The following is a 15,133-nucleotide window of genomic DNA, read 5'->3' as shown; positions in this document are numbered from 1 at the left end:
CCGCGGTATCACCGGGGATCTTCGGGTTTGTCGGGGGCGTAGTAGTCGGCGAGCATTTCGGTTGTCCAGGCGGGTTGATGAGTTTCGCTGCGGGGACCGAACTCGTGGAACCAAGGCTTGATGTCAAGGACCGGTGTTCCGTCGACGGCGTCGAGGTCTTCGACGTGCAGGTCGAGTCCTTCAATGCCGATCAGGCGACAGCGGGAGACGCCGAGCCAGTTGAGCCGGCGCATGTTGCGGTGCCCGAAGGGTCCAACTTTTGGCCAGTCGGGGTTGTCTCTGGCGCTGCGAGCGGCCAGAGGCAGATCGGTGCGGTCCGTGAGGTGGAAGAAGAAGACGACCTCGAGGTGTGAGAAGGCATCGAGTCCGATGAGAGCTTGTTCGTCGAAGCGTTTTCCGTCGATGCGGAGAATCGCCTGGGTGCCGCCCCAGTAGTCGTCCGTGGGTTGTGTGCGGCCGCCGATGACCTGTGCGAGCGGCTCGAGCGTGATGGCGTTGCTGGTCATCTCGTGAAGGGTCCTTTGGTTCGGAGCCGGGGGTGTCAGTGTGTTGCGGCGGCGAGGTAGTTGGCTGCGCGCTGGTCAACTTCGTGGGCGGCCTGAACGCCGCGGGAGCGAAACGTCGCGAGAACCGGGCGCATGTCGACGGCGGTTTGCCGGGTGCGAGCTGACGTGACTCCGTCCATTGCGTCGAGCGCCGTTGACCAGGTTGCGCAGGCTTCTTCGGCCGCGCCTTGGCGTGCTTGGATCTGGCCGAGATAGCCGAGCGTCACGGCGTGGGTGCGGGTGAACGTCGTGGCTTTGCGTGTGCGCACGCTCTGGTGGAACTGCGCCGTGGCGGCCGGTAGATCGCCGAGATCGCGGAGAGTGCAGGCGGTCTCGTGGGCGAGGCTGGCCTCGCCGAAGAAGAACATCCTGCCGGGTTCCTCGTCACCGGGGCCAGCGGCCGCGAGCTGGTCTTCGGCCCGGAGCAGTGCTCGCGAGGCTGCAGCCTTCTGCCCGTTGCCGGCCAAGGCTTTGGCGTGAACCACTTCGAGGAGTGCGCGCTCGCGGTGGGTCGCGAGCCGCGAGCGTGGTCCCGCCAGCGAGGCCTTGGCCAGCTCGGCGGCTTGCCGGTGGTGACCGAGATCGACGGCCTGGTGGGCCATCGCGCGCAGGATGTGGCCGGCCAGCGGCGGGTCGTCGGCTTCGGCGGCAAGCTGGACCGCAACGGTGAAATGCCGCTGGGCAGCCACATGTTCGGCGTTGTCGAACGCCATCCATCCACTGAGATAGGCCAGCTCACCGGCGGTCGAGAACAATCCCCGGCGGATCTCGTCACTGGCGTGAGTGGCCGTCAGAGCTCCGGCGACATCGGAGGTCAGGTATTGCACGACCGCACTCCGAGCATGGCCACCGCCGCGACGCTGGTCGATGCGGGTGAACATGTCGACCGTCTCCCGGATCGCCTCCAGGTCGCCGGCACTAATACGCCGGCCACCGCGACTGGAGCGGCCGGCGCCGCGTAGGACCATCGCGTCCCACCACGAATGCCCGGGCAGGGCGAGTGCGGCGATTGAGTAGCCGGCCGCACGGAGTACCGATCGACGCTCGATGTCCACGTCTCCCTTTCGCAGGTCGGAGAGCGCGGTCAGCGTATCGACCGTCCAGCCGACGGGCGTCAGCTGGTGGCCAGCAGCTGAGCGACTGGATCGCGGCTGGCTGGTGCTGGACAGATTCCAGAGCCGGAGCAGAGCTCCGCCGGTATCCAGGGCCGAGTCGGCGTGTCTGGCCAAGTCGGCCGACGGTGTGCGTTCGCCTTTCTCCACCCGGCTGAGCAGCGAGTAGGAATGATGCGTCAGCGGAGCCAATTGGCGAAGAGACAGATCGCGGGTCTGGCGCCAGCGTCGCAACTCGGTCCCGAAAATCTGCCGGCCACGCGCCGGTGGCCATAGCTCTTGCGGCAGGTCAGGCACAATTTCTCCCCGTATCCAGAGCATCGATGGCGGCTGGCCGCGGTGCGGCCCTTCGCGCATGGGAGCGCTCATGCTCCGCGTCCACGGATCGAGCTTAGAGCGTGACCCAGGTGCCCGGGCTGTGATTTGCGCGGATCGCGTCGAACCGTTGGCGGAGCACTGCTGCATAAGCAGGGCTCGATGTGCGGCGCATCGGTCCCGGAAGTTGAGCGAGGTCTCGCATGGCCAGGAGCGCCTCGTAGCCGACGCCGTCACGCAGGTCGTAGCCGTAGCGATTCACGAAACCCTGGATCCACGCCTCGTCGCGGCCGTAGCGGAGGGCAGCGTGCCAAGTCGGGATCAGATCGACTTCCCGGGGTCCGTGACTGACCCGGTCCCAGTCACACAGCATGGCGACACGGGGATCGTGATGGGACGCCCACAGCAGATTGCCGGCCCAGGCGTCGCCGTGGATCAGGCCGTATCCGAGCGGCCAGTCCAGGCCTGCCAGTTCCTCTTCAAGATCCTGGATCCGGCTCTTCAACCAGCCTCGCTCATCCGGTGACAGCGCGTTCTGCGCGACCGGGTCGGCGAGCGCGTGCTGCAAAGATTCCAGCGGTTGCCAGGCCGGAACCTCCACCGGCGGTGCCGCGATGTGGTGGAGGGCGTGGAGTAGCCCACCCAGATGCGCGGAGGTGAGCTCCGGGGCTGGGTCGGGTTGGCGATAGTAGGTCCAGAACGTCACCACAGTCGAAGAATCCGTCTGCACGAGCTCGGATCCCGGCAGTGGTGCTGTCGCTGCGAAGTTCTGGTGATCGACGAGCCAAGAGGTGATGACTTGGGTCGTCTCCAGCCTGCCGGCACTCTCACCACCGGTGTTGATCCGGGCGATCGCTTCGGCGGCCGGGAGTAGATACACGGCGTTGCTGTAGTGATGGATCAGCTCGGCGCCGGTGGCATCGATGTTCCGGCGGCGGCAAGCCGTGTGCAGGATTCGGTCAAGGTCGGTGCGCACGAGCGGCACTCTAGCTGCCGGCGGTGGCGAACTCCGCGAACGTCTGCTCGACCTCCTGCACAGCCGGCAGCGAGTGATACGGCGCGAGCTGACGCCGCACGGAGTTGATCGAGGTCAGCCCTCGAGCGCTGGTGAGACCAGCTGCCGAAGGCAGCGCCTTGGTGAGGATGTCGCAAGCGCGCTCCACATCAACGGTGCTGAACTTGCTGCGGGTCCCGGGCAGATAGGACGACGCCAGCGTCGACGCGGCCAAGACCTCACGGCGCTGCATCGCCGCAGAACTGGCCAGCACGGTGGGTGCGTGCTCTTGGACTTCTGCTGATTGACCGAGGTCATGCGCTGCGTACATAAACTCCGCGGCGAGCTGCTCGGGGGTGAAGAACCGGATCCAGAACGGCTCATCGTCCGGCTGGGCCGTGTTGAGTTCGTGCTCGGCCGTCGTCATCGCAGCAGCTGTCGCGGGCCGATCGCCGGCCAGCGCGTGGGCTCTGGCCTGCAGCGCGCTGCACCGTGCTGCCGTCGACGGCGAACCACAGTCGCGGGCGGTGCGGTGCCCGGCCTCGGCAAGCGCGAGCGCCTCTCGTGGTCGCCCAAGGTCGTGAGCCTGCAGAGACATGTCGGCCAGGATGTGCGCGCCGAGCGCCCGGTCACCGGCGGCCGAGGCGAGACGTAGTGCCTGGATGTAGTAGCGCTGGCCAAGGCCCTGGCGAGCGGAGTCGAAACACATGAAGCCGCCGAGGTCGGACAACCGGGCGGCCGCGGTAAGCAACTGTCGGCCGGTCTCCGCGTCGTAGGTGCCTGCAAGCAGCGGCAAGACGGTCTGGTTCACGAACTGGATCAGCGTCGAGCGGGCATATCCGCCACCGAGATGGTGATCAGCATCCGCGAAGGCTCGGCACATCGACCACATCACCTCGACCTCGCTGCGCCCGATCCTCCGGCCGCCGCGGTGCGAGGTGTCGAGATCGTCGTCATGCGACAGCCAGCGCCGGGCCGGGTCCAGGGCTGCTTCAGGTGTCCAGGCAGCTCCCACGACTGGTTCGACGCCACTCAGGTCCGCCCGCCAAAGGCCCGCCACGGTGCCCACGGTCGAGGCGGTCGACGAGTCCCACCCCAAGCCCAGCGTGGAAGCAATCGGTTCTGGAGCCTTCTTGGCCGCAGCTTTGGCCTGCTCGACGCGCGACCAGCTCCTCTTCAAGGCACCATCGGTGTTCAGGACAGCGTCAGCGCGAACTGCCAGATCGGCTGACGGAGATCGCTCGGCTTTCTCGACCCTGTAGATCAAGGCGTACGACTCGTGCGTAAGTTCCGCGAGTTGGCGCAGCGAAAGACCGCGGGTGGTTCGCCAGTGCCGCAGCTCGGCACCGAAGAACTGCTGGGCCGACTCCAGTGAGCCTGAACCCTTCCCCGTCTTCCTCACAGCTTCTCCCCTCGAAGGCACGAATTTCGTCACCACCAGGTCACTACAGGTGATTCATGATCGCACGATCTGGCTGTTGACAAACTATTTGTCAACAGCAGAACCCTCGATCTTCCTGGCGGAATCTCTCCAGAATCGGTCACCTAGAGCAACAGCTCAAGCACCCACTGACCGATGCGCTACGGGGAGACACCATGTACCAGGCCGTATACCTCCTGCTCTGGCTGCTTGCCGCAGCCGCCGGTATCGGGTTCTTCCGCGATCAGGTGCAGGAGGCGAAGGACTGGTGACCTCGTCCTCAGCTCTTGGTGGCCGTCGGACAGTTCGGGTCTGGTTCGGCCAGCACATCATCGCCATGTACACCGCTGAGCCGGCGCTGGCCGCGCGGTACGAGAGCGCGATGCGCAGCCGATTCGCCGGATTGCGTGTCACCAACCAATTGGTCGGAACGACTGCGGTAGCCCCGCAGGCAGGAGACAAGGGATGACGGTCGATCTCACTCGCCCGACTCTGCTCGGGTACGTCACGATCAAGCACCCGGCGGCCACGGCGGACACCGCTCACGAACTGCGACAGCACCTGGCCGATTTCGCCCAGGCCGAGGGGTTCAACCTCGCCGAACAGTTCGTCGAGACGCTCGAGACCGGAACAGCGCGGATCAGCGCTCTGCACGACAAGGTCATCAGCAGCGATCCCGTGCCGACCGTCGCCGTCCTCGCCGGCACCGAGCTGCCCAAGCACTACGCCAAGCTCCTGGACGACGCCGGAGTGCCGGTGGTGCCCGTGCCGTTGCTGGTACGCGTCGATGGCAGGTGCGCGCGATGACGCCGGTCACCGCGGCGCCGCGCCGCGGGCCGGCACTGCTGCCGATGATCAAACACGTCATCGATGCAGGACTGGCCCTGAAAGGACACCTGATGGAGGCCGAGACCGAGTGGGGTAGCCACCCGAGCCCGCTCGTCATCGGCTACATCGACGCGGCCAGACTGGCCCGGCCCGCTGGTCAGCGGAGTCCGGACGGTGCAGACGCCGAACAGGCCGAGGCGGCCGACGTCGAGCAGGCAGACGAGGCTGATGCCGCGGACGCGGTGTCGAAGGCTCGTGCGGAGATCGCGGAGTACGCCGCCAAGCACCGATTGGGCCTGGGCAACATCTATGTCGACCATCCAGGCTGTGGTGGATCGCAGTTTCGTGCGCTGATGATCAGCATCGAACGCTTCCACCCGCAGTTCGTGCTCGTGCCGCACCTCGACCACGTCGACTCGCCCGCCGGACCCGCGACAACCGAGACCCGTCGCGCGCAGATCGAAGCCGGCACGGGCGCAACCGTGCGGCCGACAGCGGATGGGCCGACGTGACCACCGAATGGACCGGGGCTGCCGTTTCGGGCAGCAGCGACGCCGTGCGAGCACTCCTCCAGGCGGAGGGCAGGCCGAGTGCCTGGACCTTGGGTTACGTCGACGCCACGAAGATGAGGCGCGCCGAGCTCGACGCTCACCTGGCGCGGATCCGGGAGTACGCAGAGCGGCACCAGCTCAGCCTCATCGCAACCTACGTCGACGAGCCGGACGGTGGGGGTGGTGGGTTCCAGGCGTTGCGGAACAGGATCGAGACCGCCGCCCCGAGCCCGGTGCTCGTGACCACGCTCGCACACCTCGACCCGGCCGCGATCGACCTCGAAGGCCGGACCACGGCTGAGACCCGCCGCCAGTACCTGCAGCGGCAAGGAACCGATGTGACCGAGGTGTTCCCCTGATCCGGGGGTGGGGCCCCGGCACCCGGCTCCGGAACTCCTCATCCGAGCCGACCGCCGGCGGCCGGTCTCCTCACCGGCTGCCGCTGTACGGGTCCCACCCCCTCCTGACCGAAGTCCCCGGCCCTCGACCCGCCCCTCCGGACGCCCCTGCGTCCGGCTGGCTCGAGGCGCCTCACCCCGAGCGCCGGGGACTTCGCCCCAACCGGTGGGCGGCCGTCTCGACTCCTGCATCGGCGGCCGCCCGCCGCAACCCCACTACTTCCGGAAGACCGATTCCAGTGATAACGCTCGCCCCCCTCAGCCCCGGCCTGTACTCGCTGCATCGCCTCGACGAAGCCCTGCCCGAGGCCACGGTGGCGGATCTGCAGCGATCCGCGAACCGGGGAGCAGTCTCGGCGACGGAGGCCGTCAGGCGAGCGCTGGCCGTACTCGCGGTCCTCACCGGCGAGGTGGCCGGCGGCAACCGGCCGGTCATCGTCGGCCGCAGGTGGTTTCAGCGTTCGCGGGTCCGTGGCCTCGATCTCGAGGCGATGGCCCGCGAGATAGCGACCTCGTGCGGCGGTACGCCGAGTCGCAGGGTGGCGGTGTGGCTGGCTGACGACACCCACCAGGTTCTGCTGCGGCTCGAACGGCACTACCGGCTGGGCAGAGGCCAGACGGTCGCGCTCGCGATCGAGCTCCTATGCGACATCGAGGTCGCCGTGGCCGGCGGCAAACAACTTGGCAGCGTCGAACCCGGACATGGTGAGACTGGACGGATCCGGGAGCTGGTCTTCGTCGACGTCGTCCCCGGCGATGCGCGCCGGATCAGGGCCTTGGTCCGCGGCGTCATCGCCCGGTGCCGTGCTGTGGTGGGGATTCGATGACGCCGGTGCCAGGTGGCGACCTGCTGGTCCTCGATCTGTGTCTTGTGCTCGCCTCGATCGCGTTCGGTATCGCCTTCGGCCTCACCGGTCACCGGCCGTCGACGGCTCATGAGCTACCTGTCAACTGCGGTGCACCGTCCGCTGAGGGCGGGTGGCCAGTTCTGATGGAGACGGTGGTGGAGGGATGATCAACATCTCCGCCGCGCTGAGGTGGTTTCCGCTGGTCGCGCACCCGCGATCGGCCTGCCGATCTCTGAGCGGGCGGATCGACCAGCTCGTCGCCACCGTTCGCCGGGCCCGGCGCACCACCGGAGCCGAAGCGTTGACGCTGGCCGCGACGGTGCATCATCAGGCAGCGATCATCGCCAGCGACGCCGGCCTAGTCGACCTTGCCCGGGCCTGCTGCCTGCAACAACTGCGCTTGTATCGCCAGGTCCAGCCGCTCGACGCGGGCGACGCCCGGCGGGCGCTTGAGCCCATCGTCAACCTTGCACGCCTGGAGATCCGCGCAGGGAAGGCTGAGCAGGGCCACCAGCTCCTGACCGGCCTGCTCACCGCAGCCCAGCATGACGACCAGGTCGACGTCGCAGGCCACACGATCGACTTCGACGAACTCCTTACCCCAGCTGCCCGGCCGGAGATCGTCCGGTGGCTGTGGACCGTGCTGTCGGCTGATGGAACCCGCGCGCTCACCACCGCCGGGCGCTGGAATGAAGCACTCACCGCCGTTGAGCTGCATCGGGGCATCGGCGGCCGGCTCCTCGACGGCCGCCAGATCGCCGTCATCGCCCACCACCTGCGCGGCGACACCGCTACCGCCCGCGAACTCCTGGCCACCGCCAAGCCGGCCGAACGCTGGGAACACCTCGTCCGCCGGGCCCTCGGCCGCCTCTGCGATCCGGTCAGCACCAAGCCGCTGTTCAGCCCGGCCGAACTCGAACGCGCCGCCCCGGCGGCGGATCTTGTTGTGTTCCGCACCCGGCTCATCCTCACTGCTGCCGACCTCAGCCCGGCCAGCGAGACGGCGTCGTTGGTTCAGGCGCTGAACAGCGATCCCGCACTCACCGGCGACGCGTACGCGGCTCGCGACGTCTTGTCGCACCCGATCGCCGGCGACCTGTCGGCCACCCTGCGAGCACGGCTCCGGGCCGCCGTCGCGTCAGCGGGCCTGGACCACTCGATTAGCCGATCGCAGCTCAGGAAACTGCTCGACGTCGTCCGTCACAGCGAAGCCACCACCATCCGCAACCTCGCAGCCGCGGGAGGCCGGTCTGTGCAGTCAACGCAAAGGCCACCGGACGGGGCTCGTACAGCTGGAACCGGCCGACCCAGGGCGGGTGCCGAGTGAGCGGCACCCTTATCGTCGTCGATGGCCCGACCGCGGTCGGCAAGACCACCGCCTGCGCGCTGCTCGCGGCGGGTCTTCGCCGCTTGGAGCTCGAGGTCGTGATGGCCGGCGAACCCAGCGCATCACCGATCGGCGACGTCCTCAGGCACGAGCCGATGGGTCGGCACGACGGTCAGATCCTGGCGTGCCTGTCTGCCGGCGACCGCTACCGACAGTTGAACCACGTCGTGACTCCAGCCCTGGAGCGCGGGGCGGTGGTTGTCTACGACAGTTACCTGCCCAGCGCGTTCGCGCTGCACGAGCTCGCCGGGGCCGCGCCGGACTTCCTGCGCACCCTGAACCGTGACGCGCTCGTCCCCGATCTCACGGTCGCGCTGCTCGCCGACTCCAGCATCTGTCAGGCCCGCGCCGCAGTCCGCGGCGACCAGCCACACCCAGCGGCTGCGTTCATCGCGCAGCACGCAGTCTACGACGCCGTGCTGTACGAGCTGTACGAGTCCGGGTGGACGCTGCGCAGCCAGCCGGCCGACGGTACGCCGGAGGAGGTCGCCGCGGCGCTGCTGCAGGCCGTGATGCAACTGCTCTGACCGACCCAGTACAGCCAGCCCGAGGCGTCGACTCAGTGGAGGGGCCGCAGCATGGTGGCGTAGATGGGCGCGTCGGGGAAGGGCTGTTGGTCGCCGATGTTGGTGTAGCCCCACGACTCGTACAGGGCCTTCACCTTGGGGTGTCCGGGTTCGACGAGTAGCGTCACCCGCTCTTCGGGGCGGCCTTCGAGGAGGGTTTCGTGGATCCGGGTCGACAGGCCGGTGCCGCGCCAGGGTTTGCGGACCATTAGCTCGAACAGCGCTAGGGTCCGTTGCCCGTCCTCCACGGTGTCGGCGGGCGGCAGTGGATTGAGCATGTGGTCCCACCAGCGCGTGGTCGGTGGGAGGGCGGCGGCGTAGGCGTAGCCGGCGGCCTCGCCGCCGTCGAAGGCGACGACGGCTTCCCAGCTCGGCCGTGACGAGTGCCCGGTGAGGCGTCCTTCGTACCGCTCAATCGAGAAGAACGGGTCAGTGGCCGCTTCGGTCTCGTAGACCTCGGCGTACAGGCTGACCAGCGTCGGACGGATGGCGGCGAGCTGATCGGCGCCGTAGCGGACAAGCTGGATCTCGGCGGACACAATGCTCCTCAGGGGGAAGGTGGCGGAACAGCGAGGTCGGTCAGAGCGCACGGACGAAGTCGCGCCAGTCACGGACGGCCGTGCCGCTGGCCGCGTTCTGGGTGAGCGCGGAGGTGAACGTCGCCAGCAGGTGCGACACCCGACCAGGCGTCAGGTCGGTCGGGGACGGAACCACGCTCTGAGCGGTGGCCAGGGCCTGGTCGACGTCGCCCTGCGCCAGCTGGGCCAAGGCGGCTTGGGCGCGGTAGTAGGAGCGGTTGCGGTGCTGGTCGGCACGTAGCTCGGCCAGGCAGCGGTGGATATGCGATTCGGACTCCGCCGCGATCCCCAGCCGGTAGTGAACGATGCCGGCCAGGCCGTGGAGCTCTCCGAGGGTGTAGAAGTTCACCGACGCCGGGCGCGGGATCGAGGTCTCGGCCCGCTCAAGTGCTTCGGCGGAGCGCTCGAGCGCGCGCAGAGCGCGGGCACCGTCGCCGAGGTTCGAGGCGGCCAGCGCGATCCGGCTGTGCGTCATCGAGGCGAAGAACGGATCCGCGCGGTGTACCTTCGTCTGCGCGCACGCCTCGGCCGCGGCGATCGCGTCGGTGTAGCGGCCCTTGTGGACCGCGAGCATCGAGGCGTAGCGCCAGAGCTGGTGCTGCACCTGGGCATCGCCGGACAGGCCCGCCAGCGTCACCGCCTTCTCCAGGTGGTGCTGCGCTTCGGTGAGGCGGCGGGCGTCGAAGGCGGCGAACATCGCCGCGCTCGTGAACGCTGCCGCCAGCGCGTACAGCCGCGCCCGGACTCGCTGGGTCGCTGCGCCGTTTTGCTGTAGTCCCAGCGTGCGCTCGGCCAGCGCGATCGCGCGCTGCTCCAGACTCGATCCGCCGCCGAACTGATCGTCGTGCAGCCACAACTCGTTCAACTGCCCCCGCAGCCGCGTCACGTCCGGCAAACCGACCGTCGGCCGCCCGGTCGAACTTGTCGCGGCCAGTGTCGCCAACGTCGTCGTCGACGCGGCCGCCAGGAACGTGCGCCGCTGCACCGGTGCGTCCTGCAGCGACGGAATGGGCCGCACCAGCACTCGGCGAGGAACGAACCCCAGCTCGGCTGCCGTCTTCCCGGTCACCGTCTCCAAGGCCTTCAGCTGTGCCGTCTGCGGTGAACGGCGCTCCCCCGACAGCCACCGGAACACCGTCCGCCGCGTCACATCACCGTCCTGCCGGCCGCCTGCGTACATCGCCTCGTTCAGCATCTCGGCGAACTCGCCCGCCGAGACCTCGTGCTCGTCCATCCAGGCCTTCAGCGCCAGGTTGCGCGAGGCCGGGTCCTTTGCCATGGCCCAACCGTAGACGCCAACTCACACCGCTCGGTAGTGGGCCGCCCACTTTTGGCCACCATCAGTAAGTGCCGAATGTCCCGATTTGGCCATCCCCAGGCACGCCCCGACGGTGCTTACTGGTTGCACATTCATCATCACTGGGTGAGACGACCGGGCTCAGCTGCGTGGCAATCGCGTGGCGCTGCGGGAACTTCTGGGGGAGGTCAGCCATGCGATTGACGGCACGTCAGCTGCGGCTGTCCCCCGGCTCGACAGGGGCCTTGCCCCTGACGGCACCGGGCTGGGCGAGACCCCATGGAGTGGCTCACCCGGCGACTGGCCTCAACGAGGACTTGGGCGCACCGCTGGTTCGCCCGGCTCAACGACCAGTTCCGCCGCTGGCGCGACGAGGACGACTAACACCGGTCGTCCCCCCAGGACGATGCCGCCGGCCGGGTCGAACACCAGCTCGCCGAAGCGAGTTCCCCACCAGCTGGTGCCGGAGACGAGGCCGACCTCCCCTCACTGCGGGCTCGGTTCATGACACCGACACCCTTGTCTCCAGCACCACCCCAGACCGGGATCCCGGCGGCCGTCGATCCGCCACTCCCCCGTCGGCAGGTCGATACCCCTCCCAGGAACCGCCGAGGATCCCGCATCGCCCGGTGGGTGGTCGCCGCACGATCACCCACCGGGCCCACCCTCCCCACTCCAGCCGCGCAGCCCGAGAGGCCCTTGCCACTGTGAGCAGCCAGCACGACCCGCACCCAGACACGGCCGACGTCGGCTTCAACATCGGCGTCCCTGCCAGTGCACGGGTCTGGGACTGCCTGCTCGGCGGCAAGAACAACTACGCGTCCGACCGTGAGGTCGTGGCCGCCATCCGGGATCTCGCACCCGAGTTCAGCATGGTTGCCGTCGACAACCAGCAGTTCCTGATCCGGGCCGGCGCCTACCTGGCCGGTGAACTGGGCATCACCCAATTCCTAGACTGCGGGGCCGGTCTCCCGATCTCGAACCCCCTGCACGCAGTGGTCCAGGCCGTCCGGCCTGACGCGAAGGTGCTGTACATCGACAACGACTCGATAGTCCTTGCCCACGCCAGGGCGCTGCTGCAGACCAACGACAACACCGAAGTCGTCGCGGCCGACATCTTCGATCCGACCACGCTGCTCGAGAACGACATCGTGAAGACGTTCTTCGACTGGTCGCAACCGGTCGCGATCATCCACACCGCCACCCTGCACCACCACCCGGGCGAAGCCGCCGAGCTGACCGAGGTGATGCAGACCTACATCGACGCGGTTGCAGCCGGCTCCTGCACGGTGATCAGCCACCTCGTCGACCCCGACCAGCCCGGCGGCCACAGGGTCGCGCGCGACATCGAGAAGATCTTTCTCGCCGGTCTCAGTACCGGCTGGTTCCGAGCACCGGACGAGATCGCCGCCCTCTTCCCCGGCCAGGAACTCCTCAACCCCGGCATCGTCGCGTGCCGCCACTGGCCCAATCAACCGCCCGAGAAGTCCGACAACGTCTTCCGCGACCTCATCGTCGGCGGCATCGGACGCAAGCCAGGTCAGCGATGAGGAACCATCCCGGCACCGCTCCTCTGCGCCCCGGGGGACTACATCGCGGCGACACCGCCCGACGCTTTCGATCCACAGCTGTCCGCCCGAATCGCCAGCCTCCTCGAGCGCGCCAGCATCGGACAGGAACAACCGCCCCACAGATGAACACGAAACACATCGCACCGGCCGCGGCGGATGACCAGACCGGCGTCGGTGACGATCAGCACCAGCGGCTTCAGCACCTCAGCAGCGGGTCGGCCGCGGTTGTCTCCTCTCGGAGCTGGTGTCTCCCGCCCGGCTATGCCGGTGCCCGACCCGTGGAGTTCGACGAGCGGAGTCCGAATCCTGCACGGGTCTGGGACGGTCTGACCGGAGGCAAGAACAACTTCGCCGCCGACCGCGAGGTCATCGCCACCGTCCTCAAATTCTCACCCGGCTTCAGCACGGTGATTACCGAGAACCAAGAGTTCCGCGAGCGCGCCTGCACCTACCTCGTGCATGAGGTCGGCATCACCCAGTTCCTCGACTGCGGGGTCGGGATCCCGACCCCGAACCCGATCCACGACGTCGTGCAATCGATCAACCCCGACGCAAAAGTGCTCTACGTCGACCACGACCCGATGGTCGTCGCCCACGCCCGGGCCCTGCTCGCCACCAACGACAACACCGAGGTGATCGCCGGCAACATCTTCAACCCGAAAGGGCTGCTCAGAGACGAAACAGTGCAGGCATTCCTGGACTGGTCACAGCCCATCGCGATCCTGCAGACCGCGACCCTGCATCAGCACTGCGGCGAGGTGGCCGCGGTGGCCAAGGTGATGAAGGCCTACGTCGCCGCCGCAGCGGCAGGCTCCTGCACGGTGATCAGCGACCTGCACATCCCGGAGGATCCCGAGCTGGTCCAGGACGCGCTACAGGCCGAGCAAGGGTTCTGCGAAGGCATGGGTCCCGTCGTTCGGTTTCGCTCGCTCGACGAGATCCGGGCCCTGTTCCCGGGACAACACCTCCTGGAAAACGGCGTCGTCGCGTGCCGCGACTGGCCCACCAAGGACGACGACGACAAGAGGTATCCCTACAGCGCCTACAACGCCGCCCGCAACCTCATGGCCGGCGGCATCGGGCAGAAACCAGGCCCCCAATGACGAGCCAACCCGGTACGCCCCCACTCTTCAGCGGCCGCGACATCGCGCCCAGCCCGCTCTGCGGACTCCAGCCGCCGCTGCCGACCCGGCTCACAGGCATCCTTGAGCGTGCCGGCGTCGCGACCGTTACCGAACTGGTCGCGGCCAGCGACGCCGACCTGCTCGACGTACGGCAGATCGGCCCGGAAGGCCTGGCGACGATCCGCGCCGTCCTCGCCAGCCAGCACGGTCAGCATCCCCTGGACCAGATCCCGCTCGAAGACCTCCACGAAGCACTCCAGGCCCGATCGTTCAACGTCCTGAAGAGGGCAGGCTTCCACACCGCCGAAGAGGTCGCCTCAGTCACCAACGCCGTGCTGCTCGAGCTGCCGAATGTCGGCCCGTTGACGGTCCAGCTGATCCGCGAAGCCACCTTCCACGCACTCGCCGCTCGCCACACCGCAGGCCGGGTCATGCACCAGCCCGGTGAGCGGGCCCGCGAGTCGATCGCGATCATCGCTGAGCTCGCCATGTGCGCGCTCGAGCGCGGCGACGCCGTCATACACGAGCAGGCTCAAGGCCTCCTACAAACCCTCGCGCCCGGATTCCCGCAGCCCGACGCGACCCGGCGGCCTCGCGGCCTACCCGAGTACCTGCGGGGCCGGCGGCACGCGCCACCACCGCCGCTTCATCTCGTGCGAGCTGGTCCCCGCCCGGCACCGCCCTAACCCCGCTCCCAGCTCGGCGCCGCCCGTGGCGCACCACGCCGCTCGCCGAGCAGCAGGAGCCCACAATCTCCCGGCCGCGCATGCCCGCGCGGCCGGGCCCTGGGCCAAGTGAGGCCCTGACCCGAAGGAGAACACCGCCCATGCACCACAAGCTCACCCGGCGCGTCCGCGCCGCCGTCCTCGCGACCGTCCTCGCGACCGGCATCCTCTCGGCCGCCGTACCGGCCACCGCCCAGCCCCTGACCGACCACTCCCCCGCCGCCGCCACCGGCCAGCCCCAAGTGTGGGCGGGCTATGACACCGGTCAGAGCGTGGACGTCGCCACAGCGTCGTCGGTGGCCCAGGAGATGGCCGAGCTGCTGAAGCTGCAGCCGACCGGGATCCAGGTCAGCGACAACGCCATCTACGTCCCCGAGAACGGCACCACCGTCGTGTGGCCCAGCCCCGGCCAGACCACCGCCCCGGACGGCCTCGGGACCAACATCCGCCCGGACGCGCTCAAGCGCGCCGGCATCACTTCGGTTGAGTCCCAGTTCGGCGCCCAGACCGTCGAAGGATGCCCGTCCGGGATCACCGCGAAGGACTACTATTGCTTTTACACCGCTGAGAAGTTCGCTGGTCGGCGTCTGCAGTTCACCGGCGCCACCACGAAGAGCACGGCTCAGCAGTGGGGGTTCGAGAACTCGACCTACAGCTGGGTGAACACCGACACCAACACCAGGGTCCAGGCCTGCGACGGCGCCAACTACAGCGGCTACATGTGGGTCGAGCAGGAGAACTCCAAGAGTTCCGTCCTTGACGCCAGCTACAAGGGCAAGCTGTCGTCCTGGTTCACCTTCTGACCACTGACCGGTAGCACCTGTCACCAGGGGCCGCTCTGGATCCGCACTGCAGGCGGATCCAGAGCGGCCCC

At 68.2% G+C, this 15,133-nt stretch carries 18 protein-coding genes; 12 read left to right on the top strand and 6 right to left on the bottom strand.

Features of this window, described 5'->3' with window-relative positions:
- Positions 1-8 precede the first annotated feature (8 nt).
- The 4 genes from E1261_RS00205 to E1261_RS00190 form a co-directional block, all read right to left on the bottom strand.
- The gene (locus E1261_RS00205) at positions 9-506 is read right to left on the bottom strand and encodes an SAM-dependent methyltransferase (protein ID WP_132399791.1); all 498 of its coding nucleotides are present in this window, start codon (positions 504-506) and stop codon (positions 9-11) included.
- Positions 507-541: 35 nt separating this feature from the next.
- Positions 542-1,954, bottom strand: a complete 1,413-nt coding sequence (locus E1261_RS00200) for a helix-turn-helix domain-containing protein (RefSeq protein ID WP_165952284.1) — start codon at positions 1,952-1,954, stop codon at positions 542-544.
- Between the two features lie 94 nt (positions 1,955-2,048).
- Positions 2,049-2,948: a phosphotransferase gene (locus E1261_RS00195; RefSeq protein WP_165952283.1), complete on the bottom strand. Its 900-nt coding sequence runs from the start codon at positions 2,946-2,948 to the stop codon at positions 2,049-2,051.
- Between the two features lie 10 nt (positions 2,949-2,958).
- Complete coding sequence (locus E1261_RS00190) at positions 2,959-4,368, bottom strand: helix-turn-helix domain-containing protein (protein ID WP_165952282.1); 1,410 nt, start codon at positions 4,366-4,368, stop codon at positions 2,959-2,961.
- A gap of 286 nt (positions 4,369-4,654) precedes the next feature.
- On the opposite strand from E1261_RS00190, the gene E1261_RS00185 reads away from it, so the two are divergent.
- From E1261_RS00185 to E1261_RS00155, 8 genes are all read left to right on the top strand, one after another.
- Positions 4,655-4,855, top strand: a complete 201-nt coding sequence (locus tag E1261_RS00185) for a hypothetical protein (RefSeq protein ID WP_132399779.1) — start codon at positions 4,655-4,657, stop codon at positions 4,853-4,855.
- Positions 4,852-5,193, top strand: a complete 342-nt coding sequence (locus E1261_RS00180) for a hypothetical protein (protein WP_132399776.1) — start codon at positions 4,852-4,854, stop codon at positions 5,191-5,193. Before E1261_RS00185 ends, E1261_RS00180 begins: the two co-directional genes overlap by 4 nt.
- Complete coding sequence (locus E1261_RS00175; protein WP_132399773.1) at positions 5,190-5,726, top strand: hypothetical protein; 537 nt, start codon at positions 5,190-5,192, stop codon at positions 5,724-5,726. Before E1261_RS00180 ends, E1261_RS00175 begins: the two co-directional genes overlap by 4 nt.
- Entirely contained in the window at positions 5,723-6,124 is a 402-nt protein-coding gene (locus E1261_RS00170) for a recombinase family protein (RefSeq protein ID WP_132399770.1), read from the top strand. Before E1261_RS00175 ends, E1261_RS00170 begins: the two co-directional genes overlap by 4 nt.
- 278 nt (positions 6,125-6,402) lie before the next feature.
- Positions 6,403-6,990 (top strand): hypothetical protein, encoded by a 588-nt coding sequence (locus tag E1261_RS00165; RefSeq protein ID WP_132399767.1) that lies wholly within the window; start codon positions 6,403-6,405, stop codon positions 6,988-6,990.
- Entirely contained in the window at positions 6,987-7,178 is a 192-nt protein-coding gene (locus E1261_RS00160) for a hypothetical protein (RefSeq protein ID WP_132399764.1), read from the top strand. The genes E1261_RS00165 and E1261_RS00160 overlap by 4 nt, the downstream gene beginning before the upstream one ends.
- Positions 7,175-8,338, top strand: coding sequence for a hypothetical protein (locus tag E1261_RS45020; RefSeq protein ID WP_165952281.1), 1,164 nt, complete (start codon positions 7,175-7,177; stop codon positions 8,336-8,338). Before E1261_RS00160 ends, E1261_RS45020 begins: the two co-directional genes overlap by 4 nt.
- A complete protein-coding gene (locus E1261_RS00155) occupies positions 8,335-8,925 on the top strand; it encodes a dTMP kinase (RefSeq protein ID WP_165952280.1) in 591 nt (196 codons plus the stop codon). The genes E1261_RS45020 and E1261_RS00155 overlap by 4 nt, the downstream gene beginning before the upstream one ends.
- 32 nt (positions 8,926-8,957) lie before the next feature.
- Here the strand turns inward: E1261_RS00155 and E1261_RS00150 are convergent, their stop codons facing one another.
- A complete protein-coding gene (locus E1261_RS00150) occupies positions 8,958-9,503 on the bottom strand; it encodes a GNAT family N-acetyltransferase (RefSeq protein WP_132399758.1) in 546 nt (181 codons plus the stop codon).
- A 40-nt stretch (positions 9,504-9,543) separates the two neighbouring features.
- Complete coding sequence (locus E1261_RS00145; RefSeq protein WP_132399755.1) at positions 9,544-10,821, bottom strand: NsdA family TPR-like regulatory protein; 1,278 nt, start codon at positions 10,819-10,821, stop codon at positions 9,544-9,546.
- Between the two features lie 725 nt (positions 10,822-11,546).
- On the opposite strand from E1261_RS00145, the gene E1261_RS45015 reads away from it, so the two are divergent.
- From E1261_RS45015 to E1261_RS00125, 4 genes are all read left to right on the top strand, one after another.
- Positions 11,547-12,389 (top strand): SAM-dependent methyltransferase, encoded by an 843-nt coding sequence (locus E1261_RS45015; protein WP_165952279.1) that lies wholly within the window; start codon positions 11,547-11,549, stop codon positions 12,387-12,389.
- A 143-nt stretch (positions 12,390-12,532) separates the two neighbouring features.
- A complete protein-coding gene (locus tag E1261_RS00135) occupies positions 12,533-13,513 on the top strand; it encodes an SAM-dependent methyltransferase (protein ID WP_165952278.1) in 981 nt (326 codons plus the stop codon).
- Positions 13,510-14,220, top strand: a complete 711-nt coding sequence (locus tag E1261_RS00130) for a DNA-directed RNA polymerase subunit alpha C-terminal domain-containing protein (protein WP_132399746.1) — start codon at positions 13,510-13,512, stop codon at positions 14,218-14,220. Before E1261_RS00135 ends, E1261_RS00130 begins: the two co-directional genes overlap by 4 nt.
- A 140-nt stretch (positions 14,221-14,360) precedes the next feature.
- Positions 14,361-15,062: a peptidase inhibitor family I36 protein gene (locus tag E1261_RS00125; protein ID WP_132399743.1), complete on the top strand. Its 702-nt coding sequence runs from the start codon at positions 14,361-14,363 to the stop codon at positions 15,060-15,062.
- Positions 15,063-15,133 lie beyond the last annotated feature (71 nt).

It is taken from the genome of Kribbella albertanoniae (assembly GCF_004348455.1).
Classification (GTDB): Bacteria; Actinomycetota; Actinomycetes; order Propionibacteriales; family Kribbellaceae; genus Kribbella; species Kribbella albertanoniae.
Note: the sequence above shows the minus strand (reverse complement) of the source record. Positions and strands in the feature narration are given on the sequence as shown.

Bases quoted from the DNA above. Each gene is read 5' to 3' on its own strand.
- E1261_RS00205 (WP_132399791.1), bottom strand. From the start codon at position 506: ATGACCAGCAACGCCATCACGCTCGAGCCGCTCGCACAGGTCATCGGC.
- E1261_RS00180 (WP_132399776.1), top strand. From the start codon at position 4,852: ATGACGGTCGATCTCACTCGCCCGACTCTGCTCGGGTACGTCACGATC.
- E1261_RS00175 (WP_132399773.1), top strand. From the start codon at position 5,190: ATGACGCCGGTCACCGCGGCGCCGCGCCGCGGGCCGGCACTGCTGCCG.
- E1261_RS00160 (WP_132399764.1), top strand. From the start codon at position 6,987: ATGACGCCGGTGCCAGGTGGCGACCTGCTGGTCCTCGATCTGTGTCTT.
- E1261_RS45020 (WP_165952281.1), top strand. From the start codon at position 7,175: ATGATCAACATCTCCGCCGCGCTGAGGTGGTTTCCGCTGGTCGCGCAC.
- E1261_RS00145 (WP_132399755.1), bottom strand. From the start codon at position 10,821: ATGGCAAAGGACCCGGCCTCGCGCAACCTGGCGCTGAAGGCCTGGATG.
- E1261_RS00135 (WP_165952278.1), top strand. From the start codon at position 12,533: ATGAACACGAAACACATCGCACCGGCCGCGGCGGATGACCAGACCGGC.
- E1261_RS00130 (WP_132399746.1), top strand. From the start codon at position 13,510: ATGACGAGCCAACCCGGTACGCCCCCACTCTTCAGCGGCCGCGACATC.
- E1261_RS00125 (WP_132399743.1), top strand. From the start codon at position 14,361: ATGCACCACAAGCTCACCCGGCGCGTCCGCGCCGCCGTCCTCGCGACC.